Below are 23,307 nucleotides of genomic sequence, written 5' to 3'. Positions count from 1 at the left end.
GCGAGGCAACGCACCGCCGTCGGGCTTCAAGTTCTAGGTGGGCTGGCTGTTGGGCGGCGGCAGGTCCGGATTCATGGGCTCGAGGTCCGGATCCTCGGCTGTCCACACCTGGACAATGGCCCACGCGACTGCTGCCAGCGGTACTGCTAGAACCGCGCCGATGATTCCGGCGAGGATGGTTCCGGCCGTCAACGCCATCAAGATCACAAGGGCGTGCAATTGCAGGGACTTGCCCATGACGATCGGTTGGAGGAGGTCGCCCTCCAGTTGATTCACGGCGATCACGACGGCCACCACAATCAAGGCCACGATGGGCCCGTTGGCCACCAAGGCGACCAAGGCCGCCAATACACCGGCAACTGTTGCGCCAACAAGCGGAATGAAGGCGCCGATGAAGACGATGATGGCCAAGGGAATGGCGAGCGGAACCTGCAGAATGAGGAGGACAGCGCCAATGGCCACTGTGTCCACCAGCGCAACGACGGCTGTGCCGCGGACGTAGCCGCCCAGTACTTCCATGGTCCGCTTGCCGACGCGGCGGAGCTTCTGTTCCCGGGGGCCTTTGAACGGCCGGAGGAAGAAATCCCAGATTTTCGCGCCGTCCTTGAGGAAAAAGAAGAGGATGACGATCATCAGGCTGGCTCCGGCCAGGAACTCAGCCACCACGGAAAGGCCTGTCACCGCGCCCGAGCGCACCTGGCTGCTCTGGGCGAACTCCACCACCGAAGCCCTGGCTTGGTCGAGTTGTTCACGGTCCAGGGGGAAGGGACCGGTGAGCAGGAAGTTCTCAAGCTCGTCCAGGCCTGCTGCTGCCTGGCCGATGAGCTCGTCCCATTGGCTGCGCACCGACACGACGATGATGGTGATGACACCGGCCAGTAGGACGAGCAGGGCAAGGAAGGCCACGCCGGTGGCGAGCCCGCCGCGCCAGCCGCGCCGGCGCAGCATATTCACGAAAGGCCCGATCGCCGCGGCGAGAATCAAGGCAATAAGGACCGGAATCACGAGTAGCCGGATCTGCAGCAGCGCATAGATAACCACAACCGCCACCGTGAGGATCAGAAGGACCTGGGCCGAGCGGATCGCGGTCCGGCCCAGGGAGTCGGCCCAGATGTTGCCTTTGTATTTGTATTGCCTGCGTAGGCCTACTGCCGTTGTGTCTTCACGTGGCGCCATGTCAAGCTCCTGTTCGTTCGCATCGGACAGCCGAGGTGATCAAACATAAGCCTACTGACTATTTCCTTTGGCGGCAGGAACCGCTCAGCGGCGGGGACCGTTCAGCGGCGGGGGTCGGAGCTAGCTGGGCGGTTGATCGGGATTGTGCGTGGGATCCGGGTGCGGCGGCGGAACCGGCCCGGGATCGGGAACCGGTAATGGTCCGGGCGTCGGATTGGGGTCCGGGATGGGGCTGGGCGGAAAAGGCGTCGTCGGATCGGGCGGCGGCTGCACCGGGCCTGGCTCCGGCGGGAAGGGCTCAGGTTCGTGAGTTGGAGGAAGCGTCATGATCTCTCCTTTTGTCCACTGGTTTGGTGGTAACTCGGACGTCGTGGTTTCAGCCTAACGACTATCGCCAAGCAGTAAAGGGGCTCAGTCGGATGGGTTACTCATCACGGTGGTGGGCTACAACCCGGACCGTTTCCATCGCGGGGTCGGCAGGATCCGGGAGGACCATGCCGGCTTCCGCGCCGCTGCGCAGGTACTTCAGGACCGCTGCGTTGATCTTCTCCCCGGGCAGGATGGCAGGCACTCCAGGCGGGTAGGGCGTGATCTGCTCCGCGGCAATTCGGCCCGCAGCCTCCGCGATGGGGACGTTTTCCACCGGACCGAAAAACGCATCGCGGGGAAGCATGACGGTTTCCATCTCCAGATCCTCGGGCGTCGGCAGGTGGACCGGCTTGGGCGCCGGCATGTCCGGGGCGGCCTCCACCAGTTGGCGAAGGCTTGCGAGGAGGCGCTCGCTGCTTTCTTCGTCGTCTGACTGCGAGAGCGTCGCTTCAATCCTTCGGTGATCGTTCAACCCCACATCGACCAGGCAATTGCTGCGCAGCCAGTCGGCCGCTTGATAGCCGCTGATTCCAAGTTGCTCGACATCGATGAGGACATGCAGGGGATCGAAGTCGTGGGATGCTTCGGCGCGGATGAGTTCCTTGCCAAGGACGTGCAACCCGTCCATGTCGTCGATCTCTCCGCGCACGCCGTCCGCGAGATTGAGCACCTTGTCCAACAGTTCATGGCCGTCCCGGACCATCTGCCGGCGCCAGCCGTCAATGGCAGCGTAGATCATGACATTGGCACTGGTGGTGGACAGCAGGTCCGCGCACTGGCTGAGCCTGACCGGGTCCACCAGATTGCCCTGGAGGTGGTAGATGGAACCCTGTTCAAAGCCCATGCCCATCTTGTGGACGCTCACCACGCAAATGTCTGCTCCGGCGTCCATGGCCCACGTGGGCAGGCGGTCGTGGAACGGCAGGTGGGCTCCCCAGGCTTCGTCGATGATCAACGGCTTGCCCCGCGAATGGCAGATTTCCGCGATCTTTTCGATGTCGGCGCAGGTTCCGTAGGGCGTCGGGCTGGTGATGAGAGCCGCCGCGGCGTCCGGGTATCGCTGCCACATCTTCTCCACCTCGTCAGGGGATGGGGGATGGGCAATATGGAGGTCCCGGTCCCATTGCGGTCGAATCCATCGTGGCTGCAGCCCGGACAGGATGATGCCTGCCACCACTGACTTATGTGCGTCGCGGCCTATCAGCAAGTCGCCGCTTCCGCGGGTGACGGCCAGAATGGATGCCTTGACGGACAGGGAGCTGCCACACGTGGAGAAGAAGGCCTTGTCGGCACCGACTGCATCGGCCATGAGTTCCTCCGCGCTGCTGAGATAGCCTGCGGAGGATTTTCGGTCGTCAAGGCCGGCGGTCGAGAGCACGTCCGATCGAAAGGTGTCCGCGCCGAGCACATCCACCGCCAGGGAGTCGGCACCGCGTCCTTGGCGATGCCCGGGAGGCGTGAAGCCGTAGCGATTGAGCCGGTGGTATTCGGCAAGGGCATCAAGCAGGGGCGCTTCATTCTGATCCATGACGACCTCCTCGGGGAGCTCTAAAAGTAAGTAGACTTATAATTTCTTTCATTGAACTCTTCTTCCCTGTACCCATCAAGAATCCAGGTGAACCGCACATGGAGCTTCCGGCAAGGCTGCATCAGGCAAACATTGAGGCGATCACCGCGGCCGTCGATCAAGAACTCGGTGAGCACCTTGATATCCTTGCCCGGCTGGTCGCCGTGCCGGGAGTGGCGTGGCCCGAGTACGACCAACAGCCGCTGGAGCATGGTACGGAGATCGTCCGCGAGCTGTTGGTGGCTTCCGGATTTCCCGGCCCGGCAATCATCCGTCCCTCGGTCAACCCTGATGTGGCGGGCTCCCCAGGTGTGCTCGCGAGCCGGCCCGCGGCCGAGGGGTCATCCACCGTGCTGCTGTACGCCCACCATGACGTACAACCGGGCGGCCCGCGGGAAGCCTGGGATAGAGAGCCCTTCTCCGCGGTCGTGAAGGGGGAGCGCCTCTTCGGGAGGGGCGTTGCCGACGACAAAGCCGGAATCGTCATGCACTTGGCCGCCATCCGGGCGTTGGATCGCGTCCTGGGGCCCGGCCACGGTTTGGGCCTGACGGTCTTCATCGAAGGAGAAGAGGAATCCGGGTCTCCGAACCTGGCGGCCCTCTTCAATCAGTTTGGACAGGAACTTCGTGCCGACGCGGCCATCGTTGCGGACTCCGGGAGCTGGACAGTGGGGACTCCCGGTCTGACCACCAGCCTCCGCGGACTGGTGGACGGGACCCTTCACGTTCGCGTGCTGGAACACGCCCTGCATTCGGGAACCTTTGGAGGGCCGGTCCTGGACGCGCTCACCGCCCTGGCCCGGCTCATGGCTACGTTCCACCACGACGACGGCTCCGTTGCGGTGGAAGGGCTGGTCGAGGCACGCGCGTCAGGCCTGGCCATCGACGAAGACACCTTCAGGGCCGACGCGGGAGTGCCCGATGGAGTACGACTAGCCGGCACGGGAACCTTGGCGTCCCGGCTGTGGAGCAAACCTGCACTGTCCTTCATCGGCCTGGACGCCCAACCCATCGCGACCGCAGCCAACGCGCTGCTGCCGGAAGCGACCGTGAAGTTCAGCCCGCAGCAAGCCCTTCACTGCCACTGCGAATGACCCGGTCATAGCCGCAGGGCTCTGGTCCTTGGAAACGGCATGGGGTGCCAAGGCCGTCACCATGGGCGCCGGGGGTTCCATACCGTTTGTCGCCGCGCTCGGGGAAGCCCACCCACAGTGCTCCATCCTGATCACAGGCGCGGAGGACCCGGATTCCCGGGCGCATGGAGCCAACGAATCCGTGCACGTCGGCGAACTCCGCAACGCCATCGTGGCCGAAGCCCTCTTCCTGGCCACCCAAGCACAGACGACCCAAGCGCGGACGACCCAAGCGCGGACCGAAACCTAAACCGCCGTCACCTCAAGGCCTCGCGACCACCTCGAAATCCAACGAAAACGTATTCAGATTCCCCGGCAGCCGTCGCTCAGGTGCAAGGCGGTGCGGGTCCATGAGCTGAAAATCGTGGTCCTTTAAAAGGCGAGCCAGCATTGCGCTCGTCAGGAGCAGCACAAGTTGGCGGCCGGGGCAGCGTGCGGGCCCTTCACTGAAGGGGACGAGGCCCCAGTCATCCACGGCCTCCGGGTCGTCGCGCAGCCATAGCTCCGGGTTGAAGGCGTCGGCCTCCCGGAGGCGGCTGCCATCACGATGGAAGTACGGCGCAAAGACCAGCACGCCGCACCCGGGCGGCATCACGCCGTCGGGCCATTGAACCTGTTGGGTCGACTGCCGCAAGATCATCGGCGTCGTGGGCCACAACCGCAGGGACTCCAGGACGCAAGAGCGCAAGTAGGGGAGGTGCTTTCCGTCTGACGTGTCCCCGGCGATCTCAAGGCGGGCTTTGCGCTGCTCGTCCGGGTGGGTGGAGAGAACGGCCAAAGCGCGGAAAGTGGCCATGCCTGCGGGCTCGAACGCGAAAAGCCACTGGGGGATCTGGTCGGTCGGCGCGGCGTTCGCGGATGGTTCGTGGGCTCGCATCGTATACGCGAGGCTGCCGGGCCCGGCTGCCAGCATTCGCCGGTGGACCCGGTCCAGGAACGCCGCCCGTGTCCTGCTCCTTACAGGCTTCAGGGCGGACCAGTTGGCGTCCTTGCGGAGCCGGGCGAGCATGTCCGTCAACTGAACGTCGTCCCTGGCGCCGTCGCCGAAAACCACGCGGCGGACGGCGCGGTGCCAGGCGGCCGTGAAACGGCTCCAATCCAGTTGGCCGACGGCCCGGACTTCTGCGAGGAGAGCATCGGTTTCCTCAGCGATGATGGGGAGGAAGTGCCCGGAAAAACGATGTACAGGGCTGTCCGTGTCGAGCGCCTGTTCCTGCAGTGCACGCCGGGCGGACCGCTCCAGGCCGGTGGAGATCAGCACATTGCGGGGCTCAAAGTGCGCCAGGGCGCCGCGTTTTTCGCTGCTTGCGGGGGAGAAAGGCTCCGGCGTGTTCCGGAGGACAAAGTGGAGCTCCGATGGTCGCAGCACCACGGCTTGGTTGCGGAGCGGCAAGCGGAGGAGCAGGGGACCCTGGGGGTACTTGTGGTCAAGCTTTCGCATCCGGGCAAGCGCCCGTTCGTCCAGCCGAAGACGTTCGGCCAACTCCTCAACGCGCGGACGTCTCTTGATGGGCCCTTTTGCCACGGTAGGCACGAAAACGTCGAGGAGGAAAGTGATGCTGTCCAGCGCCGAAGCTGTGGGGAGTGCGGCATGCGTGGTCATTTCCTCAGCATACTGATTTGATGCATGGGAGCCGAGGCCCTCTGCGCCCGCAGCTAACCTTGACTCAACCTCTCGACTCAACCACGCCCACGGCAGGAGTCCCGCAGTGCCCAACCTCGCCCCCACCCAGGCCCAACTCGACTGGCAGCATCTCGAATTCGGCATTTTCATCCACTTCGGCATCAACACCTTTGCGGGTAAGGAGTGGAGCGACGGCACCATCCCGGCAGCCACTTTCAACCCGATAGAGCTCGACGCCGACAGCTGGGTCGGCATCGCCAAGGAAGCGGGCGCGAGGTACTTGGTCCTCACGGCCAAACACCACGACGGCTTCTGCCTCTGGCCTACGGCAACCACGGACTACTCGGTGGCCGGCTCTGCGTGGCAGGGTGGTGGTGGAGACGTGGTGCGGGAGGTAGCGGACGCGTGTGCCCGGCAAGGGATCGGTCTTGGACTCTACCTTTCGCCTTGGGACCGCAACGCCGCCTGCTACAGCGACCCTGCGGCTTACGATGACTTCTACATCCAGCAACTCACGGAGCTTTGCACGGGCTACGGTCCGCTCATGGAATTGTGGTTTGACGGTGCAGGTTCCGTAGGCCGTAAGTACGACTGGGGCCGGATCATGTCCGTAGTCCGGGAGCACCAGCCCGACGCCATGATCTTCAATATGGGGCACCCCACCATCCGCTGGGTGGGCAACGAGAACGGGCTCGCTGAAGACCCGGTCAACTACGTCGTGGATCGCACGGCCGATACCCAATACACGGAATCGAGCTCGGAACTCGGAGCCGCCGCCTACCTGCCGCCCGAGTGCGATGTCTCCATTCGCCGCGGATGGTTCTGGCACCCAGCGGATGAGCCGAAGACCACAGAGCACCTCCTTGCCATCTACTACCAATCAGTGGGCATGGGGGCGAACCTCCTGCTGAACCTTCCACCGGACTACCGCGGACTCATTCCGGATGAGGACCAGGAGAGGCTCCGCGAATGGAAACGGGAACTTGACGGTCGCCTTTCCGGCCGGGTTGAGGCATCGCTGGAACATCACGACGGCGGAGCCACTTTGAGCTTTCCGGCGGCGGTCACGTTCAACCACGTAGAACTCGTTGAGGATTTAGGGGCCGGCCAGCGGATTGTCCGGCATAGAATCGCGGCCTCCACGACCGCGGATGGCGGTACCGAGATTGCTTCAGGACTGACAGTCGGCAGCCGGCGCCTCCACCAGGTTCCCGTCACCACAGCGGAAAGGCTGACGGTGGATTTGGCAGGCGATGGTGCCCGGCTGGCCGCTGCCTGCGTCTACACGGGCGCTTTGGATGCTGGAGTTCCGCGGGTTCCCGCGGGATACGAGGCTCCCACCGATGCCCCGGAGTAGCCCGGAAACCGTCCGCGGCGAGGCCCGACAAAAAAGTTCTCAAAAAATCCGTACCTCGCGTAACCCTTTGCCGTACCCGGACGATTACGTCATTGAAAGGGCCGAGCTGGAATTTGTCCCCCATCATGTTCCAGCTCGGCCCTTCCTTGTCCCACGGAGATTTCCACGGGACATGGCGGGCTGTCCTTGGGACAGCCCTGCAGAGCAGATACCCTTGGTGGGGTCGCCCGTCGAGCAAAGGCGGATGACCTTGGCTCCCAGCCACGGACCTGCCGCCGATCGAAAGTCTCTTCTGTGACCGACGCATTGACCGACGAAGCGCTTCTAGCACTCAAGGGCAATAACGCGGAACTGTTCAGTGCCGTCTATCAGGCCTACGCGGGTCCGGTTCTCGGCTACCTGACGGCCAAAGGCGTGTCAGATCCGGAAGCTGTGACCCAGGATGTGTTCCTGGCAGTCCTGCCCCGCATTGATGACCTCAGCGGCGGCACGGCCGGACTCCGGACTTTCGTCTTCTCGGTGGCGCACGCCCGCATGGTGGATGAGCATCGAAAGCAAAGCAGGGCACCGGAACACCACGAGTACGAGCCCGAACGCGACACCCGCGAAACGGGATCTGCCGAGTCTGAAGCGATGGGCCTGCTGGCACCACGGGAGGTCATGAAGCTGCTGGACTGCCTCTCCGACGAGCAACGCGAGGTCCTGGCACTCCGCATCGTCGCCGGACTAACGGTGGAGCAGGTTGCCGGCATCATGGGGAAAACTGCCGGGGCAGTGAAGCAACTGCAACGGCGGGCTTTGATCACGCTCCGTGAGCATTCGGTAGTAAAGGAATACGTGTCGTCATGACATACAGGGACAGCGAACGCGAAGCAATCGTGGATGAATTGCTGCTCGACGCCAATCTCACAGGCACTCACGACGTCCAGAGGACGTTGCTTTCACTCGGCTCCTTGGCCCATGCTTCTGCGCCCGCTCCTATGGGAGAGTTGGCGGCCATGTTGGCCGGACCGCACGATGAACTGAGCAAGCGCCGCTGGCGCAACAAGCACCGCACCGCCGTCATCAGCGTGGCCGTAGTGGCGGCCATGGGGCTCGGAGCCAGCGGCGTCGCGGCGGCGAGCTCCGGTTTTACCCGTACCCCTACATTCATCGATCATCTGTTCAGCAACCTGGCGCCGCAGTGGTCTGCCGCTCCGGCTGTCCTGCCTGTACCGGATGCACCCCAGGTCGGCACCGAACCGGCACAGGCAAGCGACCCTGCCGCAATACCGCCGGTTTCTCCGACGGGCGGAGCGGAAGATGCCGACGCACCCGGTCCGGAATCACCAGTTCAGGGGCAGCAAGTTCCTGGCACGAATTCCGTCCTGCCTGCACCGGCTGCGCCCCGGGCCGATGACGCCCAGGCGGACCGAAATGCCCTGACCCGGAACACTTCGCCCCAGGGCAACGCGGGCAACTGGGGAGCGCCGGGCACAGCGTCCGGCGATGAGACTGAACCCACGGAGCAACAGCCCGGCAATTCCCAGTCCAACGCCCAAGGCAAAGCGCAATCGGACAAGTCCCAAGGCAGCACGCCCCAAAACTCCAAAGCCCAGGCCAACAAAGCCCAGCCGACCCTCCCGGCGGTCGCGGGGCCGGGCATTGCTCCCGCCAAACCGGCTCCGTCGGCACCAGGGTCGCCGGACAAGTCACAGGGCAACAAGAACGGCCACTTCTTTCCCGCCCTGACCGGCGACCGTGCCGGCGGGCAGGTCCCGTCCTTCGTGGACAAGCTCCAGCAGTGGCTTAAGCGCGCCCAACCGTAACTCGAAACCCGGCGTCCCTAACCCCAGCCCGCCCAACCCCGGAAACGCCGTAGGGGTAGGCTTGCGCCATGATGCATGTCAACGATCCCGCAGTGGTGGAGCGGCTGATGCGGTCCAAAGGCTGCTGGGCCATCGTGGGCCTCAGCAACAACGAATGGCGCTCCGCTTACGACGTCTCGCTCTACGTCCGCGACCGCATGGGCATGGAAATCATCCCCGTGAACCTTAAAGGCGAGGACGTGCATGGCGAGAAGGGATACAAGTCCCTCCTGGACATTCCGGCCGAAAAGCACCCCATTGACGTGGTGGATTGCTTCGTTAATTCCCAGCGTGTGGGCGCCGTCATCGACCAAGCGATCGAGATCGGCGCCAAGGCCGTGTGGCTTCAGTTGGGCGTCTTCGACGACGAAGCCTGCCAGCGCGCCAGGGACGCCGGACTCGACGTCGTCGTTAATTCGTGTCCGGCACGTGAAGGCTGGCATTACGGCCTGTAAGGCGGGACCTGATTCCTCTGCTAAATTGCAGCTGAATCATTCTTTGAGCCTTGGGGGACGGCCATGTGCGGCGACCATTCTGCTACGCCCTTTTCAGCACCCAGCAGGCGGGCCGTTGTCAGTGCTTTCGGCGCTTCGGTCTTGGCCGGACTGACCTCGTGCAGCACAGGCCCGACGACGGAGCTGCCGCCCAGTCCTGCGGTCGCGTCCGGCGGGGTGCCCGCTACGGGAGCTTCGGTTCCCGCGTCCGGTGAGGTGCCGCCGTCGTACGCGGGGTCCGCAACCCCGACGCCCACCGCCACCAAGCGGATCCGCCGGAGCTTCATTCCTGACTATCAGCTGCCGCCGATTGCAGGCGGTCTTGCGCCGGTGATCACCAAGATCGAGACGAAGCACCCTGTGGTGTTCCTGACCATCGACGACGGCAACATCAAATCACCGGAGTCCGTCAGCCTGATGACGGGGTACGACTATCCCGCTTCGCTGTTCCTGACCAAGGACACCATCGCGGATAACCCGGCTTTCTTCAAGGCATTCCAGAAACAGGGCAGCCTGGTGGAGAACCACACCGTAACCCACAACATCAACATGGTGCGGCAGTGGGGATACCAGCAGCAGTTGAACGACATTGCGGACATGCAGGAGTATGCGTTCCAGCAATACGGCCGCCGTCCCACGCTGTTCCGTCCGCCGGGAGGAGCGTACTCCAACGTGATGCGGCAGGCCGTGGCGGATGCAGGGATGAAGGCGATCGTTACGTGGGAGGCCAAGGCCAATGCCGGGAAGATGGACTACCAAGTGGGCAACTCGCTCCGGCCCGGCGACATTGTGCTGATGCATTTCCGGGCGGAGTTCGCGGCTGACCTTGCGGCCTTTAGGGCTGCACAACTCGCCGCGGGCTTGGAAGTGGTGCTGTTGGAAGACTTCCTGGGTGTGGCCTAAGCCGGAGTACCCTCGAACCATGGATGTTCCCCGCCTGCGAGAGATCTGCCTGGGTTTTCCCGGCGCCTATGAAGACTTCCCGTTCGGACCGGAACTATCTGTGTTCAAGGTGCGTGCCGCCGTCGCTGGAGGGGCACGCCAGGAGGCCAAGATGTTCGCGCTCTCCGCGATGGATCCGGACAACTGGTCCGTCAGCCTCAAGTGCGAACCTGCGTTGGCGGTACAGCTGCGCGCCGCCAATCCGGAGATCACGGGCGCCTGGCACATGAACAAGACCCACTGGAACGGCGTCCGCCTGGATGGCTCCCTGCCCGATGACATGATCCGGGACATGGTGGAGGATTCCTACGACCTCGTGGTGGCAACGCTCAGCCGGAAGCAACAGGAGCAACTCGGGTGGGCGCGGCTCGCCAATCGCCGGGGCAACTGAAACGCCACGCCTGAGTCCCCGCTGACACGCCCCCGCACCCTCTCCCCACGCCGCTGACATGGGGCTAGATTGATTAGTGCAAGCCAACGGGCGCAGCCGGGAGCTGGTCAGGAGCGGGTTGATGCTGGATCAGGGAACTTTGGACCATCTGTGGAACTTTGGCGATCCGGCAGCGTCCGAGGCCCGGTTCCGCGCAGCCATGATCGAGGAAATCTACGACGCCGATGAGCGGGCTGAGTTGGCAACCCAGCTTGGGCGGGCCATCAGTTTGCAGGGCCGCTTCGAGGAAGCGGACGCGCTGTTGGACGGCATCGACGGAGACGAACCCACGGTGGGCGTTCGCGTGCTCTTGGAGCGCGGGCGGGTCTTGAACGCCGGCGGTCACCCTGCCATGGCGGTGCCGCTTTTGGAACAGGCCGCGGAGTTGGCGGACCATCTTGGTGAGGAATTTCTGGCGGTTGACGCCCTCCACATGCTCTCGATCGCAGACCAGGCCCATGCGGAGGCCTGGCTCCGGAGCGGCCTCGAGTACGCATCCACCGCGCATCATGAGCGAACCAAGCGATGGATGATTGCTTTGCACGCAAACCTGGGCTGGTTGTTGCACGGAAACAAGCGCTTTACCGAAGCCCTCGTGGAGTTCCAGTTGGCCGAGCAATGGGCGGAAAGACTGGGAACCGAGCGGCAGAAGGAGCTCGCCCGGGAGGCGATCACGGAGTGCGGCAAAGCCTTGGCGGAGGGTCCGTAGAAAGATCACGCTTTGACAAATGTTGATCGAAACTGCCAAGAAATATTGATTTTCGATCATTCGTGGTGAAGTATGTCACACGAAGGTTGGCGCTGCAGAACGCCGGCCCAGACTGTCCGACTTTCCGGCCGCCTGCCGCAACAGTCGACATTACGAGTCACTGGAGGGTTTTGAAATGAACGTTCAGCACCAGTCCCTTGGTCGCCGCGGATTCCTCCGCGGGGCACTCGCAGCTGCGGTGCTCGTCCCCATGGGCGGAACCATTGCGTCCTGTGCAGCAGGCGGTGGCGGTACCACCGCGGGTCCCACGGGCACCGTCTCCGATACCAACCCCTTCGGCATGGCGGACAAGTCCACCGTTGATGCCGTGATCTTCAAGGGCGGCTACGGCATCGACTACGTCGAGTTCGCCGGCAAGACCTTCGAGAAGACCCATGAGGGTTCCACCGCCAAGATTGCCCCGTCCACGGACATTGCGCAGGAGCTCCAGCCGCGCTTCGTGGGCGGCAACCCGCCGGACCTGATCGATAATTCCGGTGCCAAGGCCATCGGCTTCAGCACCATCCTTGCCCAGCTTGAGGACCTCACCAGCGTGGTGGAGGCCAAGAACCTTGAGGGCAAGGTCATCAAGGACACCCTCTACACCGGCGTCCTGGCTCCGGGTACGTTCGACGGCAAGCTTGCCGCCCTGAACTACGTCCTCACCGTCTTTGCCGTCTGGTACTCGGATGCCTTGCTCAAGGAAAACGGCTGGACCGTGCCGAAGACCTGGGACGAAATGTACGCGCTGGGCGAGCAGGCCAAGGCGAAGGGCAAGTACCTCTTTGTCTGGGGCAAGGAAGCCGCTACCTACTACCAGGAACTGGCCATCGCTTCCGCCATCAAGGAAGGCGGCGACGAAGTCCGGCTCGCGCTCGAGAACCTCAAGGAAGGCTGCTGGTCGCACCCGGCCATCCAGTCTGTCTTCACTGCTTTGGACAAGATCGTGAAGGCCGGCTTCTTCAAGCCGGGCGGTTCCGGCACACAGTTCACAGCGGCGCAGGCACAGTGGAGCAACGCCCAGGAGGCAGTGTTCTACCCGTCCGGTTCGTGGATCGAGAACGAAATGAAGGACCAGACCAAGGCCGGCTTCAACATGATGGGCGCCCCCGCACCTTCAGTGAGCAGCAGCCCGAAGATGCCGTACGAATCCTTGCACAGCGCGGCCGGCGAGCCGTTCATCGTTCCGTCCCAAGGCAAGAACGTGGCCGGTGGCAAGGAACTGCTCCGCGTCATGCTCTCCAAGGAGGCCGCCACCAACTTCGCCAAGACCAAACTGGCGCCCACCATCGTCAAGGACACTGTTCCGGCAGATGGTTTCGGCTCCACGGCACTGGTCTCCCAGACCAAGCTCCTCGCCGACGCAGGCGACAACATCTACACCTGGAACTTCATCGACCTTTACGGCACCAACAAGGACCAGCTGGTCGTGTGGAACACGTTCCTGGACGGTAAGTCCGATGTCGCAACCCTGACCTCCGCCCTCCAGGCCATTACCGACAAGGTCCGTAACGACAGCTCCGTCAAGAAGATCGAAGTGAAGTGACAGTAGTGAAAACGCAAGCGAGCCGGAACGATGACGGCCAGGTCGCCGCCGTCGTTCCGGCCATGGCGCCCCCACAAGTGGTCAGGCGACGGCGCAAGCCGCTGACGTGGGACAAGGTCAGTTTCTTCGCAGTGTTCCTTGGACTGCCGCTGGCAATCTACCTCATCTTCGTGATCTCACCGTTCGCGCAGGCGTTCTACTACTCAATGACAGACTGGACGGGCTTCTCGCCCACCATGAACTTCACGGGCCTGGAGAACTACCAGAAGATCTTCACGGACGACATCTTCATGAAGGCCATGGGGAACAACATCCTCCTGGTGATCTTCCTGCCAATCATCACCATCATCCTGAGCCTGGTCCTCGCCACCCTGGTGACCGTGGGTGGAAGCAGCAAGGGCCAGATCAAGGGCCTCCGCAATTCCAGCTTCTACCGCGTCGTTTCCTTCTTCCCCTACACGATTCCGGCGATCGCCATCGGCATTATGTGGGGCCAGATCTACGATCCTTCCGGTGGCTTGCTCAACGGCATCCTCACCGGGCTTGGCTTTGACCAATTCAAGGATTTCGCGTGGCTGGGCGATAAGAACACGGCCATGATCGCCACGATGTTCGTGATCGTGTGGGGTTTCGTTGGCTTCTACATGGTTCTGTTCGTCGCGGGCATCAAGGGCATCCCGGCCGAGTTGTTCGAGGCCGCGAGGATCGACGGCGCAGGCCGTTTCCGCACTGCCGTATCCATCACCATTCCGCTGATCCGGGACAACATCCAGACCGCCTACATCTACATGGGCATCCTGGCGCTCGACGCCTTCGTCTACATGGCGGCCCTGAACTCCGGCGGTGGTCCGGACAACTCCACGCTCGTCATGGCTCAGCAGTTGTTCTTCACGGCCTTCAGCAAGGGCCAGTTCGGCCTGGCAAGTGCCATGGGCGTGGTGCTGGCCATCACCACGTTGATCTTCTCCGGCCTGGTGTTCGTAGTTAATCGGCTCACCGGCGGCGACAAGGATGTGAGCGCCTGATGACAACCAAAGTCGCAACCCCCGAAAGGAAGTCGCTGCACTTCCAGCCGCGTACTCCGGCCACCACGCCCGGAGACAAAATGGTGGGCGCCATCTCCCATACGGCTTTGACCATCTGGTCCCTGATCGTGATCCTCCCGCTGCTGTGGACGTTCATGTCCTCGTTCAAGTCGTCCAGCGAAATCTTCGCCTCGCCGTTCGCCTTGCCGTCGCAGTGGCGTTTCGATAACTACGTCAAAGCCTGGTCCGAGGCCGGCATCGGAAGCTACTTCCTGAACTCCGTCATAGTCGTGGGTGGGGCGTTGGTGATCGTCATGGTCCTCGGTGCCATGTGTGCCTACGTACTGGCCCGCTACACCTTCCCAGGCAGCAAGGCGATCTACTACCTGATGCTCGCCGGGCTCACCTTCCCGATCTTCCTGGCCATGGTGCCGCTGTTCTTCATCATGAAGAACATCGGCCTCCTGAACACCTTGCCGGGCCTGATCATGGTGTACGTCGGTTTCGCGCTGCCTTTCACCGTGTTCTTCCTCTTCTCCTTCTTCAAGTCACTGCCGCACGAAATCACGGAAGCGGCAGCGTTGGACGGGGCAGGGGAGTGGCGGACCTTCTTCCAGGTCATGTTGCCGATGGCCAAGCCGGGCCTTGCCTCGGTTGCCATCTTCAACTTCCTCGGCTTGTGGAACCAGTTCCTGATTCCGGTGTCCATCAATGCCGCCGGACCACGGGTCCTGTCACAGGGCCTCGCAGCCTTCGCCGGCCAGATGGGTTACGCCGTGGACTTCGGCGCACTGTTCGCGGCTGTCACCGTCACGGTCATCCCGGTGCTGATCGTGTACGTGATCTTCCAACGCCAGTTGCAGGGCTCGGTTTCACAAGGAACATCCAAGTAGCCCGGGCGGGCTGAAAAGCCTCCCGTAAACGCTCGACGGCGGTACGCACCTTAAGGTGCGTACCGCCGTCGAGCGTTATAGCCCAGGTCGGGCTTTTGTTCAAAACATCCAGGGGATCTCGGCGTGGCCGAAGTCGCTGAACGAGCCGAAGCGGCCCGCCTTGAACGCGAGCACCTCGCCGTCCCGATCCCGGCACGTGGTCACCTGTCCGAAGAAGACCTGGTGATCACCGACGTCGTACTGTTGCACCACCGTGCAATCCGCCTGGGCGAGGGCGCCCTTAATCACCGGCAAGCCGCTCTCGGTGACGTCGAAGTCGCCCTCACCGAAGCGGTCGCCGCCCCGCACCGCGAACCGACGTGCCACCGACTCCTGCTTGGCCCCCAGGATGGACACGGCGAACTTGCCGCTCTCCATGAGGGCCTCGCCGGTCCGGGTGCCGAAGTTCAGCGAGATCATCAGGATGGGCGGCTCCAGGCTGATGGAGGTGAGCGAGCTGATGGTCATACCGTACAGTTCGTCGTCGTGCTTGGTGGTGACCACGGCCACCCCGGTGAGGAAACGGCCCATGGCCCGGCGCATTCCCATGGCGTCCGGAACGGTGAAAAGCGGTGCGAGGCTCATGTCAGTTGCTCCGCCCTGTTTGTGCCGGATCGGTGTAGTAGCGGACCTCGAACATCTTGGCGCCGTTCTCGGAAACCCACGGCCCGTGTTCCATGCCCGGCGGGCGGGTGGCCCAGTCGCCGGCCTTGAAGGTCCTGCCGAGGCGCTGGTCCACGAACGAGCCCTCGAAGATGAAGACCTCTTCCCAGAAATCGTGGGTCAGGACGCCGTTGGGGGAGGTGTCAGTGCCGGGCTCGAACTTGAGGATCCGGGTCACGGAGTCGTTGTCCGAATCCCGGGCGAGGATGGCCTCGGACAGGCCGTCGATGTGCGGGTTGCAGGGGGTGAAGTCCACCGAGGATACCGGTGTGAACTCGAACTCGGGCTTTGCCATGGCTAGATCTCCTCCTCGCTGTTGACGGTGCCGTTGATGCTGTAGGAACCAAGGAACGTGTCCAGTTCCGCCACCAGCGCGTCATAGCCGTAGTTCCGGTAGGTGTAGGCACCCCGGACCACGAACGGTGCACCGGCATAGAACATCTCGTACTGCTGGTGCCGCCCTGCGAACTCGGAGCCGATGATGTCCCACGCGAGCTTGAACAGCTTCACCCGCTCTTCGCTGGCAACGCCCGGCGACTGGACGTAGCGCTCCATGTCCGGGCGGGTCACGCTGCTGGTCATGTCCGCGATGCTCGAGGGCAGCTGCAGCACGCCGCCGCCCACCAGGTCACGCAGGATCGAAATTACGCGGGGGTACGTCTCGGACTGCAAGCCCATGGCCCCGTAAAGGGCTGCTTTCCCCGGAACCACCATGCCGGCGTCGTCCGTTGTTGCGGTGTATTCAGCGGCGAGGACCGCCGACTCAACCGACTGCACGATCGCGGCCAGCTCGCCGAGCTTCTCCTGGACTCCGGGGATCTTGTCCGTGCCGTTCACCTGAGTTACCTTGCGGGCCACCGAAGCGATGAACTTCAGCTTGGTGGAGAACCGGATCTGCGCCTGCCAGTTGCCCAAGGCGTGCGCGCCGGTGTCGAAGAACTGGCGGCGGAGGGTCTCGATGTTCCGGTTGATGAACACGCGGTCCCAGGGGATGAGGACGTCGTCGAAGACAACCAGGGCATCCGGCTCGTCGTAGTGGCTGGTGAGCGGGTAGTCGAAGTCACTCGTGGCGGCGGGTGCGAACGGCCTGCGGCAGTAAAGCTTCAGGCCGTCGGTGGCCACCGGGACGGCGAAGCTGACCGCGAAGTCCACATCGTCCGGTCCCAACGGCTTGATGCAGGTGACGAACACTTCGTCCGCAATGGCAGCACCCGTGGCCAGCATCTGCGAACCGCGGACAATGATGCCCTCCTCGGTTTCACGCACGACGCCGACCTGCAAGTACTCGCCCTCCCAGCCTGACGCCGTGGTCGCCCGGGAGACTTGCGGGGGAATGATGGCGTAGGAAAGGTACAGGTTCTCGGACAGGATCTTCTTGTAGTACCGTTCCACGTTGCCGGCGAAATCGTGGTCGTCATTGGCGAAGACGCCGGGGTGGGAGCCGAATGCGGCGAAGAACGTACCCACGTGGTCGGGGCTGCGGCCCACCCAGCCGTGCGTTTGCTTGGCCCACTTTTCGATGGCGTGGCGGCGGAGGACAAGTTCTTCCTGGCTTCGCGGCGCTGCAAAGGTGCGGTTGGCCGGTCCGCCGATTTCCTCGGAGTGGAACTGCATTCCGTTGGCGGGGTCGGCTGCGATATCGAACAGCTCGGCCATGGTCCGGGCGACGTTTGCGAACGCCGGATGCTCCAAAACGTTGCCGACTACCTCGCCGTCGAGGATCACCGTCCGGCCGTCATTGAGGGACTTCAAATACTGCTTTCCGGTTCTCATCGGAGTGAGCCTTTCTTGATTTTGTAGTTATGTTCGATTCTCGTCCCATCCGGGAACGAGAGCTCCAACTTCCAGGAAGTTCCGTCAACGAACTTTCCGTTCAGCAGCGGCAGAGTGCCGCCGAGGCACATGAAATCGGCGTCGCCGACGTCGGTGCGCGCCAAGAGCTTTTCGACGACGTCGGCCGGCTTGCGGAGGCCGGCCAGGGAACCCTCCTGGTAGAGGGTCCCGTCCACCCAGGACCGTGCGGTGCACTGATCCAGGTCCAGCTTTTCCAGGCTTTCGACGGCAATCACCTCACCGGCCACCGGTTTGGGGCAGGCCCTCTTGGATTCGCCGATGTCCCTGGCTTCGATGTCCCTGTCCGTATGGTCGGAGCCGATGCCCAGGTAGTACTTGCCCTCGTGGCGGATGTACAGGGGTTCGATCTCGCCTGAGGTCAGGTTGTCGGACGTGTCGTGCTCGCCGGAGGTCTCGAACAGGTCAGAGTCCATGCGGTAGAACATGGGCACCTCCGGTGGGGGCGCGACGCCAATGGCCGCCAGTTCGTCAATGTGGTGTTGGACTGCCTTGGGGTCGCGGCCTGTGTAGCCGGCAACCACTGCATGGAAGTCCGAGACTGTGATGGTACTTTCCGTTCCCACCACCCTGAAGGTGAGGGGCACTTGCCTTGTTGTTTCCATTCCGTCTCCTTGGAAGGCTTGGGCGTTCATGGCTTGGCCGTTCATGCGGTCAAGGTGTCGTAGGCGGCGAGGCGATCACCGATCACGGGAAATTCGGAGCGGACCGCGCCTACTTGGCCGGGATCGATGTCCACTATGAGCACGGATTCTCCAGCGCCCGCCTCGGCAAGGACATTGCCCGCGGGGTCCACTACCCGGCTGTGGCCGCCGAGCTCCACCCCTTCCTGGCTGCCGGCAGCGTTGCAGGCAACCACGAAGAGCTGGTGCTCCAAAGCCCTGGCCGTAGTGAGCAGCCGCCAGTGTTCCCTCCGGGCCGCCGGCCACGCAGCAGGAACGATCACGATTTCCGCGCCGCGGGTGCTCAGCTCCATCCACAATCCGGGGAAGCGGAGGTCATAGCAGGTGATACCGGCGGTAGTACCGAACGGTGTCTGGACCACTGGCAGCGAGGATCCCGCCGTCAACAGGCCGGCCTCTTTGGACTTGTATCCGAAGACGTGGATTTTCCGGTATGTGTGGACCACGTTGCCGTCGGGTCCCAACAGGATGGACGTGTTGCTCAGTTGTCCGTCCGCACCGGCCTCGATGATGCTGCCTATATGAAGGTGGACGCCCAGGTCTTTGGCTGCCCGCGAGCACATGGACACCGTAGGGCCGTCCAAGGTCTCGGCGAGGTCCCGGTACTCGTCGAAGTGGAAGTAGCCTGCGCTCCACAATTCGGGAAGGACGATCAGTTCGGCGCCGGAGATGCCTCGAAGGAGGGCCTCCACCCGGTCGATCCGTTCCTGGCGGGATTCGTTGTCCGGGCTGGCTACTTGGACCAGGGCGACCTTCATGCGCGTTCCTTATCTGCCGGGGCTTGGTCTGCCGCGGGTTGGTCCACTGCGGGCTTGGGGCCCGCCGCGACCTGCTCGTCAAGATCGCTGAGCCGGAGGTTCTTGGTCTCCTTTGCGAACATCACCGAAACCATGGAGATCAACCCCATCGCGGCGAGGTAGATCCCGATTGCGTACCCGGTACCGAACGCGCTGTACAGGGCAAGTGCAATGATCGGGGACAGGGAACCGGCAATGAGCGAGGCCAGGTTGTAGGCCACTGATGTGCCGCTGTACCTGACGTCGGTGGGAAAGAGTTCCGAGAAGAAGGCACCGATCACGGAACTGTAGGCGGCAAAGATCAGCAAACCACCCACGGCTGCGGCGATGATGCCCCAGACCTGCCCGGTGTTCAGGAGGAAGAAGAACGCGAACGCCCACACAACCGTGGCAACCGAGGCGCCAATCATGATGGGCTTGCGGCCCACCTTGTCCGCGTAGAGGGCAAGGATGGGAATCGCGATAACGGCCACTGCCTGGCCGATCATGACGGCGGTAAGGCCGGTCTGCCGCTGGAGTCCCATGATCTGGGTGACATAGGTAATGATGAACAGCGAGTAGATGTAGAACCCGGCGTTTTCGCCCATGCGGCTGCCGGTCGCGATGAGGATTTCACGCCAGTTGCGGCGGAACAGGACTGCCAGCGGCATCTTCCGTTCCTTGTTGCCCTCCGCTTCGCGCTTCCGCTGTGCTTCTTTGAACAGCGGTGTTTCCTGGACATAGAGACGCAGGACGAGTCCGATGACCACCAGCAGTGCTGACAATCCAAAAGCAATGCGCCAACCCCAAGCGAGGAACTCGCTCTCCGGCATGGTGGCGGCCAGGATTGCCAGGACGCCAGCGGCCATGAGGTTGCCGAGGGGCGGGCCCATGTTGGGCCAGGAGGACCAGAACGCACGGCGGGCACTGTCATTGCTGTGCTCTGAAACAAGGAGGACTGCGCCACCCCATTCGCCGCCCAGGGCGAATCCCTGAACCAGGCGCAACAGCAGGAGCAGCAACGGTGCTGCGATGCCGATGGCTGCGTAGGCGGGGATGAACGCGATGAGGGTGGTGGCGACGCCCATCAGCATGAGGCTCGCGACCAGCGTTGCGCGGCGGCCGTGCTTATCGCCCAGGTGGCCAAGCACGATGGCGCCGAGGGGTCGTGCCAGAAAGCCTGCCGCGAATGTTCCGAGCGCCAGCATGGTGCCTACGAGCGGATCGTCAGTGGGAAAGAAGAGCTTATTGAAAACCAATGCTGCGGCGGTGCCGTAGAGGAAGAAGTCGTACCATTCGACGGCCGTTCCGGCCAGGCTCGAAGCAGCTACCACGGGCAAGCTTGAGTGCTTTTGCTGCCTTAGTTCTGCTTTCTTCAAATCGGTCATGGTGGGGATCCTTTTGCGGTTGGGTGTCTTGCCTTCGACTGGGTCAGGCTGCCGATCCCAAGTATTTGAGGGGTTCCAATTCGTGAGCGGAGTCACTTCGGTGTTGCTGATATTTACTGTAGACCAGTTGTATACAACCCGTCTATAGTTGAAGAAGAAGATTTTCGCAGCGCATCCGGGACCGTCCTGAATGCAACTCGTATACTGGGCTTCGCGAGAAAGGCTCTCCATGATCCAGATGACTCCCACTGCGCTGTCGCAGCCCGAAGTGGCCTACCAGTGGATGAAAAGCTACATCGCAGCCCTGCCCAGGGATGAGGAAACCTTCCTTAACGAGGCGGTGCTGGCGAAGTCTACGGGGACTTCGCGCACGCCCGTCCGGGAGGCGCTGCTGCGGCTTGAGGCTGAGGGATTCGTCAAGCGCATTCCACACAAAGGCGCGTACGTGCCCCCGATTTCCGACCCTGACGTGCGGGCCATCCTGCAAGCGCGGTCGGTCGTGGAGAAGTGGGCCGTTTCAGACCTGGAAAGCATGCCGGACAGCCAGATCGAGGCCTTCCAGCGCATCATCGACCAGCAACAGGGAGCCAAGGAGGATCCTGCCCGGTTCATCGAGCTGGACACGGAATTCCACACGCTCATGGTCCGGGCCGGCGGCAACCCTATCCTCGCCGATTTCTACGCGTCTCTGAGGCAACGGCAGCTGCGGATCGGCGTGCGGGCAGTGACCCAAGGAGTCGACCGCGCGGACGACGTCCTCCGTGAGCACCAGTTGATCGTGGACGCCCTCCGTAGCCGAAGCCTCGAAGCTGCCCATCAAGCGATCGACGCCCACCTGGACTCGACTCGCGCGGCGGTCATCGGCTACTGACGTCAGTCTTCGCTGTGCAGTTCCCGCTGCCGGGCGCTCAGCAGCTCAAGCTCAGGCCGGGCAGCCACGAACCGTTCAACGGCGTCGAGCACCTCCCTCAAGTGCGTGTGGTCCGTCGCCACCAAAGCCGCACCAATCATCGTCCGGCGGTACTGGTCCTGGAGGCCGGTCTCGGCCGCCGAAACATCGAAACGGCGTTTAAGTTCGGCCACCAACGGCCTCACAATCGAGCGCTTCTCCTTGAGGCTGTGGACATCGCCCAGGAGCACATCGAATTCAATCCAGCCGATCCACATACCCCCATCTAACACCCGGATGGCAAGACCATAGGGCTTCCCAATACCCTGCATAGCTTTTTTGTGTCTGCCGGGGCCGGGCATTCCCCAACATGCTTGTACTCATCAGTTGTGAACACGCCCTCCGGTGCGAACCGCGACGGCACACTCGAGAGTAGGAAGCCCTATGTCACCTGCGGAATTTTCAGTCAACGGTCGTAGCTACGCGTTCTCCGACGCGCCTGTCGTGGTCATTTGCATCGACGGCAGCGAACCCGCATATCACGAGGAAGCCATTGCTGCCGGACGGATGCCGTGGTTGAAGGAACTTGTGGCTTCGAGGGGCAGCTCATGGCCCGCACACTGCGCCGTACCTACGCTGACAAACCCAAACAACATGTCCATCGCGACCGGGCGCCCGCCGGCTGTCCACGGCATCTGCGGAAACTACATCCTGGACCCGGAGACGGGCGAGGAAGTCCTGATGAACGATCCCAAGTTCCTCCGGGCGCCCACGATTTTCGCTGCGGCTGCGGCCGCCGGGCTGTCTGTGGCCGTAGTAACTGCCAAGGACAAGCTCTCGCGCCTCCTTGCGGCGGGTCTCACCCAGCCAGGATTGGACCCCGCCGGGTCCGGCAGCATGGTGGAGCCTTCCAACAAGGGAATCTGCTTCTCGGCAGAGAAAGCCAACGAAGCCACCCTCGAGCGAAACGGTATTGAGTCCGTTATGGAGCTGGTGGACATGGATCTTCCGGGAGTCTATTCGGCGGAACTGAGCGAATTCGTCCTGGCCGCCGGCGTGCGGCTGCTTGAGCAGCGTACGCCCGACCTCATGTACCTGACACTCACCGATTACATCCAGCACAAGAATGCACCGGGGACGGAGACTGCCAACGATTTCTACGCCATGATCGACCACTACGCCGCCGAGCTGGACAAGCGCGGGGCCGTCGTCGTGATTACGGCGGACCACGGCATGAGCCCCAAGCATCAGGACGACGGCAAGCCCCGGGTCATCTACCTTGAAGAAGAAGTCAACAGCCTCCTGGGACTCGCCGGCGACACACCCGACGGCGGCAGCCGAGTCATCCTTCCCATCACCGACCCCTACACCGTCCACCATGGTGCATTGGGATCCTTCGCCAACATCTTCCTTCCCCCTGGCGCGGATCGCGCCGCTGTGCTTGCTGCATTGAAGGGCAGGGAAGGCATCACGGACGTGCACTTGTCCGAGGACGCCGCGAAGCTTTTCGACATGCCGTTGGATCGAATGGGCCACCTGACCGTCCTGTCCGACAAGCACACTGCGCTAGGCCGCTACCGGGCTTGGCACGACTTGAACAACCTGGAGGTCCCGCTCCGTTCCCACGGCGGGCTGGGCGAACTCAACATCCCGTTCTTTATCAACCGGGTGCTGCCTGCCCCCACCGGAACCGCGGGTACGGCTCCCAACGGGGAGCGCGCTGTGGCCCACAACTATGACGCCTTCTGGGTGGCAACCACCCATGCAGCACTCAACCTTGTGGCTGTCAGCTGACATTGCTGTCGTCAGGGCCCGCCTCGCCTTCCCAGGCGGGCCCAGCAAGCTCCGGCCCCGATGGGCACCCCCA

At 62.9% G+C, this 23,307-nt stretch carries 25 protein-coding genes; 14 read left to right on the top strand and 11 right to left on the bottom strand.

Annotated elements, in window-relative coordinates; translation table 11 throughout:
• Nucleotides 1-33 precede the first annotated feature (33 nt).
• Together AB0N65_RS01020 and AB0N65_RS01015 are read right to left on the bottom strand one after the other, a co-directional pair.
• A complete protein-coding gene (locus tag AB0N65_RS01020) occupies nucleotides 34-1,176 on the bottom strand; it encodes an AI-2E family transporter (RefSeq protein ID WP_364156451.1) in 1,143 nt (380 codons plus the stop codon).
• A gap of 424 nt (nucleotides 1,177-1,600) precedes the next feature.
• Nucleotides 1,601-3,073: an ornithine decarboxylase gene (locus AB0N65_RS01015; protein ID WP_364156448.1), complete on the bottom strand. Its 1,473-nt coding sequence runs from the start codon at nucleotides 3,071-3,073 to the stop codon at nucleotides 1,601-1,603.
• A 98-nt stretch (nucleotides 3,074-3,171) separates the two neighbouring features.
• Between AB0N65_RS01015 and AB0N65_RS01010 the strand changes: the two genes are divergently transcribed.
• Both AB0N65_RS01010 and AB0N65_RS01005 read left to right on the top strand, forming a co-directional pair.
• A complete protein-coding gene (locus tag AB0N65_RS01010; protein ID WP_364156445.1) occupies nucleotides 3,172-4,206 on the top strand; it encodes a M20/M25/M40 family metallo-hydrolase in 1,035 nt (344 codons plus the stop codon).
• Nucleotides 4,207-4,234: 28 nt separating this feature from the next.
• Nucleotides 4,235-4,495 carry a hypothetical protein gene (locus tag AB0N65_RS01005; protein WP_364156442.1) on the top strand — a complete coding sequence of 87 codons (261 nt, stop codon included), beginning with the start codon at nucleotides 4,235-4,237 and terminating at the stop codon, nucleotides 4,493-4,495.
• Nucleotides 4,496-4,507: 12 nt separating this feature from the next.
• Here AB0N65_RS01005 and AB0N65_RS01000 read toward each other — a convergent pair whose 3' ends face one another.
• Nucleotides 4,508-5,848 carry a cytochrome P450 gene (locus AB0N65_RS01000; RefSeq protein ID WP_364156439.1) on the bottom strand — a complete coding sequence of 447 codons (1,341 nt, stop codon included), beginning with the start codon at nucleotides 5,846-5,848 and terminating at the stop codon, nucleotides 4,508-4,510.
• Between the two features lie 106 nt (nucleotides 5,849-5,954).
• On the opposite strand from AB0N65_RS01000, the gene AB0N65_RS00995 reads away from it, so the two are divergent.
• The 4 genes from AB0N65_RS00995 (at nucleotide 5,955) to AB0N65_RS00980 (ending at nucleotide 9,528) form a co-directional block, all read left to right on the top strand.
• Nucleotides 5,955-7,226, top strand: coding sequence for an alpha-L-fucosidase (locus tag AB0N65_RS00995; RefSeq protein WP_364156436.1), 1,272 nt, complete (start codon nucleotides 5,955-5,957; stop codon nucleotides 7,224-7,226).
• 294 nt (nucleotides 7,227-7,520) lie between these two features.
• The gene (locus AB0N65_RS00990) at nucleotides 7,521-8,075 is read left to right on the top strand and encodes a sigma-70 family RNA polymerase sigma factor (RefSeq protein ID WP_364156434.1); all 555 of its coding nucleotides are present in this window, start codon (nucleotides 7,521-7,523) and stop codon (nucleotides 8,073-8,075) included.
• The gene (locus tag AB0N65_RS00985) at nucleotides 8,072-9,034 is read left to right on the top strand and encodes a hypothetical protein (protein WP_364156432.1); all 963 of its coding nucleotides are present in this window, start codon (nucleotides 8,072-8,074) and stop codon (nucleotides 9,032-9,034) included. Before AB0N65_RS00990 ends, AB0N65_RS00985 begins: the two co-directional genes overlap by 4 nt.
• Nucleotides 9,035-9,102: 68 nt before the next feature.
• Nucleotides 9,103-9,528 (top strand): CoA-binding protein, encoded by a 426-nt coding sequence (locus AB0N65_RS00980; protein ID WP_364156430.1) that lies wholly within the window; start codon nucleotides 9,103-9,105, stop codon nucleotides 9,526-9,528.
• A gap of 20 nt (nucleotides 9,529-9,548) precedes the next feature.
• On the opposite strand, the gene AB0N65_RS00975 is transcribed toward AB0N65_RS00980, so the two are convergent.
• A complete protein-coding gene (locus AB0N65_RS00975) occupies nucleotides 9,549-9,854 on the bottom strand; it encodes a hypothetical protein (protein ID WP_364156427.1) in 306 nt (101 codons plus the stop codon).
• Nucleotides 9,855-9,897: 43 nt separating this feature from the next.
• On the opposite strand from AB0N65_RS00975, the gene AB0N65_RS00970 reads away from it, so the two are divergent.
• The 6 genes from AB0N65_RS00970 to AB0N65_RS00945 all read left to right on the top strand — a co-directional run bounded on the left by AB0N65_RS00970 (nucleotide 9,898) and on the right by AB0N65_RS00945 (nucleotide 15,151).
• Nucleotides 9,898-10,470: a polysaccharide deacetylase family protein gene (locus AB0N65_RS00970; RefSeq protein WP_364156424.1), complete on the top strand. Its 573-nt coding sequence runs from the start codon at nucleotides 9,898-9,900 to the stop codon at nucleotides 10,468-10,470.
• A gap of 19 nt (nucleotides 10,471-10,489) precedes the next feature.
• Complete coding sequence (locus AB0N65_RS00965; RefSeq protein WP_364156421.1) at nucleotides 10,490-10,900, top strand: MmcQ/YjbR family DNA-binding protein; 411 nt, start codon at nucleotides 10,490-10,492, stop codon at nucleotides 10,898-10,900.
• 121 nt (nucleotides 10,901-11,021) lie between these two features.
• Complete coding sequence (locus tag AB0N65_RS00960) at nucleotides 11,022-11,648, top strand: hypothetical protein (RefSeq protein WP_364156418.1); 627 nt, start codon at nucleotides 11,022-11,024, stop codon at nucleotides 11,646-11,648.
• Between the two features lie 175 nt (nucleotides 11,649-11,823).
• A complete protein-coding gene (gene ngcE / locus AB0N65_RS00955; RefSeq protein WP_364156416.1) occupies nucleotides 11,824-13,233 on the top strand; it encodes an N-acetylglucosamine/diacetylchitobiose ABC transporter substrate-binding protein in 1,410 nt (469 codons plus the stop codon).
• The gene (locus tag AB0N65_RS00950) at nucleotides 13,230-14,258 is read left to right on the top strand and encodes a sugar ABC transporter permease (RefSeq protein WP_364156413.1); all 1,029 of its coding nucleotides are present in this window, start codon (nucleotides 13,230-13,232) and stop codon (nucleotides 14,256-14,258) included. Before ngcE ends, AB0N65_RS00950 begins: the two co-directional genes overlap by 4 nt.
• Nucleotides 14,258-15,151, top strand: a complete 894-nt coding sequence (locus tag AB0N65_RS00945) for a carbohydrate ABC transporter permease (RefSeq protein ID WP_364156411.1) — start codon at nucleotides 14,258-14,260, stop codon at nucleotides 15,149-15,151. Before AB0N65_RS00950 ends, AB0N65_RS00945 begins: the two co-directional genes overlap by 1 nt.
• 99 nt (nucleotides 15,152-15,250) lie before the next feature.
• Here AB0N65_RS00945 and AB0N65_RS00940 read toward each other — a convergent pair whose 3' ends face one another.
• Genes AB0N65_RS00940 through AB0N65_RS00915 form a run of 6 tightly spaced genes read right to left on the bottom strand, consistent with a single transcriptional unit; the run spans nucleotide 15,251 to nucleotide 20,551 of the window.
• Nucleotides 15,251-15,775 (bottom strand): flavin reductase family protein, encoded by a 525-nt coding sequence (locus tag AB0N65_RS00940; protein WP_364156408.1) that lies wholly within the window; start codon nucleotides 15,773-15,775, stop codon nucleotides 15,251-15,253.
• 1 nt (nucleotide 15,776) lies between these two features.
• Nucleotides 15,777-16,148 carry a cupin domain-containing protein gene (locus AB0N65_RS00935; RefSeq protein WP_364156405.1) on the bottom strand — a complete coding sequence of 124 codons (372 nt, stop codon included), beginning with the start codon at nucleotides 16,146-16,148 and terminating at the stop codon, nucleotides 15,777-15,779.
• Nucleotides 16,149-16,150: 2 nt separating this feature from the next.
• Nucleotides 16,151-17,626: a 4-hydroxyphenylacetate 3-hydroxylase N-terminal domain-containing protein gene (locus AB0N65_RS00930; protein ID WP_364156402.1), complete on the bottom strand. Its 1,476-nt coding sequence runs from the start codon at nucleotides 17,624-17,626 to the stop codon at nucleotides 16,151-16,153.
• On the bottom strand, nucleotides 17,623-18,309 hold the full coding sequence (locus AB0N65_RS00925; protein ID WP_364156399.1) for a DUF2848 family protein: 687 nt from the start codon (nucleotides 18,307-18,309) through the stop codon (nucleotides 17,623-17,625). The genes AB0N65_RS00930 and AB0N65_RS00925 overlap by 4 nt, the downstream gene beginning before the upstream one ends.
• Nucleotides 18,310-18,350: 41 nt before the next feature.
• Nucleotides 18,351-19,145, bottom strand: a complete 795-nt coding sequence (locus AB0N65_RS00920; protein WP_364156396.1) for a carbon-nitrogen family hydrolase — start codon at nucleotides 19,143-19,145, stop codon at nucleotides 18,351-18,353.
• A complete protein-coding gene (locus AB0N65_RS00915; protein WP_364156393.1) occupies nucleotides 19,142-20,551 on the bottom strand; it encodes an MFS transporter in 1,410 nt (469 codons plus the stop codon). Before AB0N65_RS00915 ends, AB0N65_RS00920 begins: the two co-directional genes overlap by 4 nt.
• Before the next feature lie 229 nt (nucleotides 20,552-20,780).
• Between AB0N65_RS00915 and AB0N65_RS00910 the strand changes: the two genes are divergently transcribed.
• The gene (locus AB0N65_RS00910; RefSeq protein ID WP_364156390.1) at nucleotides 20,781-21,422 is read left to right on the top strand and encodes a GntR family transcriptional regulator; all 642 of its coding nucleotides are present in this window, start codon (nucleotides 20,781-20,783) and stop codon (nucleotides 21,420-21,422) included.
• A gap of 2 nt (nucleotides 21,423-21,424) precedes the next feature.
• Here AB0N65_RS00910 and AB0N65_RS00905 read toward each other — a convergent pair whose 3' ends face one another.
• Nucleotides 21,425-21,718, bottom strand: coding sequence for a DUF503 domain-containing protein (locus tag AB0N65_RS00905; RefSeq protein WP_364156387.1), 294 nt, complete (start codon nucleotides 21,716-21,718; stop codon nucleotides 21,425-21,427).
• Between the two features lie 166 nt (nucleotides 21,719-21,884).
• Here AB0N65_RS00905 and phnA point away from each other — a divergent pair, with 166 nt between their 5' ends.
• Nucleotides 21,885-23,234, top strand: coding sequence for a phosphonoacetate hydrolase (phnA, locus tag AB0N65_RS00900; protein WP_364156384.1), 1,350 nt, complete (start codon nucleotides 21,885-21,887; stop codon nucleotides 23,232-23,234).
• The last annotated feature ends 73 nt before the right edge of the window (nucleotides 23,235-23,307 follow it).

The sequence above is a fragment of the Paenarthrobacter sp. NPDC089322 genome (assembly GCF_040684895.1).
In the GTDB taxonomy this organism is placed as follows: domain Bacteria; phylum Actinomycetota; class Actinomycetes; order Actinomycetales; family Micrococcaceae; genus Arthrobacter.
Note: the sequence above shows the minus strand (reverse complement) of the source record. Positions and strands in the feature narration are given on the sequence as shown.

Excerpts from the sequence above, each read along its gene's own strand:
- AB0N65_RS00910 (WP_364156390.1), top strand. The coding sequence starts at position 20,781 with ATGATCCAGATGACTCCCACTGCGCTGTCGCAGCCCGAAGTGGCCTAC.
- AB0N65_RS00905 (WP_364156387.1), bottom strand. The coding sequence starts at position 21,718 with ATGTGGATCGGCTGGATTGAATTCGATGTGCTCCTGGGCGATGTCCAC.
- AB0N65_RS01020 (WP_364156451.1), bottom strand. The coding sequence starts at position 1,176 with ATGGCGCCACGTGAAGACACAACGGCAGTAGGCCTACGCAGGCAATAC.
- AB0N65_RS00915 (WP_364156393.1), bottom strand. The coding sequence starts at position 20,551 with ATGACCGATTTGAAGAAAGCAGAACTAAGGCAGCAAAAGCACTCAAGC.
- AB0N65_RS01000 (WP_364156439.1), bottom strand. The coding sequence starts at position 5,848 with ATGACCACGCATGCCGCACTCCCCACAGCTTCGGCGCTGGACAGCATC.
- phnA (WP_364156384.1), top strand. The coding sequence starts at position 21,885 with ATGTCACCTGCGGAATTTTCAGTCAACGGTCGTAGCTACGCGTTCTCC.
- AB0N65_RS00945 (WP_364156411.1), top strand. The coding sequence starts at position 14,258 with ATGACAACCAAAGTCGCAACCCCCGAAAGGAAGTCGCTGCACTTCCAG.
- AB0N65_RS00975 (WP_364156427.1), bottom strand. The coding sequence starts at position 9,854 with ATGAAGCTCCGGCGGATCCGCTTGGTGGCGGTGGGCGTCGGGGTTGCG.
- AB0N65_RS00960 (WP_364156418.1), top strand. The coding sequence starts at position 11,022 with ATGCTGGATCAGGGAACTTTGGACCATCTGTGGAACTTTGGCGATCCG.
- AB0N65_RS00935 (WP_364156405.1), bottom strand. The coding sequence starts at position 16,148 with ATGGCAAAGCCCGAGTTCGAGTTCACACCGGTATCCTCGGTGGACTTC.
- AB0N65_RS00965 (WP_364156421.1), top strand. The coding sequence starts at position 10,490 with ATGGATGTTCCCCGCCTGCGAGAGATCTGCCTGGGTTTTCCCGGCGCC.
- AB0N65_RS00925 (WP_364156399.1), bottom strand. The coding sequence starts at position 18,309 with ATGGAAACAACAAGGCAAGTGCCCCTCACCTTCAGGGTGGTGGGAACG.
- AB0N65_RS01010 (WP_364156445.1), top strand. The coding sequence starts at position 3,172 with ATGGAGCTTCCGGCAAGGCTGCATCAGGCAAACATTGAGGCGATCACC.
- AB0N65_RS00980 (WP_364156430.1), top strand. The coding sequence starts at position 9,103 with ATGATGCATGTCAACGATCCCGCAGTGGTGGAGCGGCTGATGCGGTCC.
- AB0N65_RS00985 (WP_364156432.1), top strand. The coding sequence starts at position 8,072 with ATGACATACAGGGACAGCGAACGCGAAGCAATCGTGGATGAATTGCTG.
- AB0N65_RS00920 (WP_364156396.1), bottom strand. The coding sequence starts at position 19,145 with ATGAAGGTCGCCCTGGTCCAAGTAGCCAGCCCGGACAACGAATCCCGC.
- AB0N65_RS01015 (WP_364156448.1), bottom strand. The coding sequence starts at position 3,073 with ATGGATCAGAATGAAGCGCCCCTGCTTGATGCCCTTGCCGAATACCAC.
- ngcE (WP_364156416.1), top strand. The coding sequence starts at position 11,824 with ATGAACGTTCAGCACCAGTCCCTTGGTCGCCGCGGATTCCTCCGCGGG.
- AB0N65_RS00940 (WP_364156408.1), bottom strand. The coding sequence starts at position 15,775 with ATGAGCCTCGCACCGCTTTTCACCGTTCCGGACGCCATGGGAATGCGC.
- AB0N65_RS00930 (WP_364156402.1), bottom strand. The coding sequence starts at position 17,626 with ATGAGAACCGGAAAGCAGTATTTGAAGTCCCTCAATGACGGCCGGACG.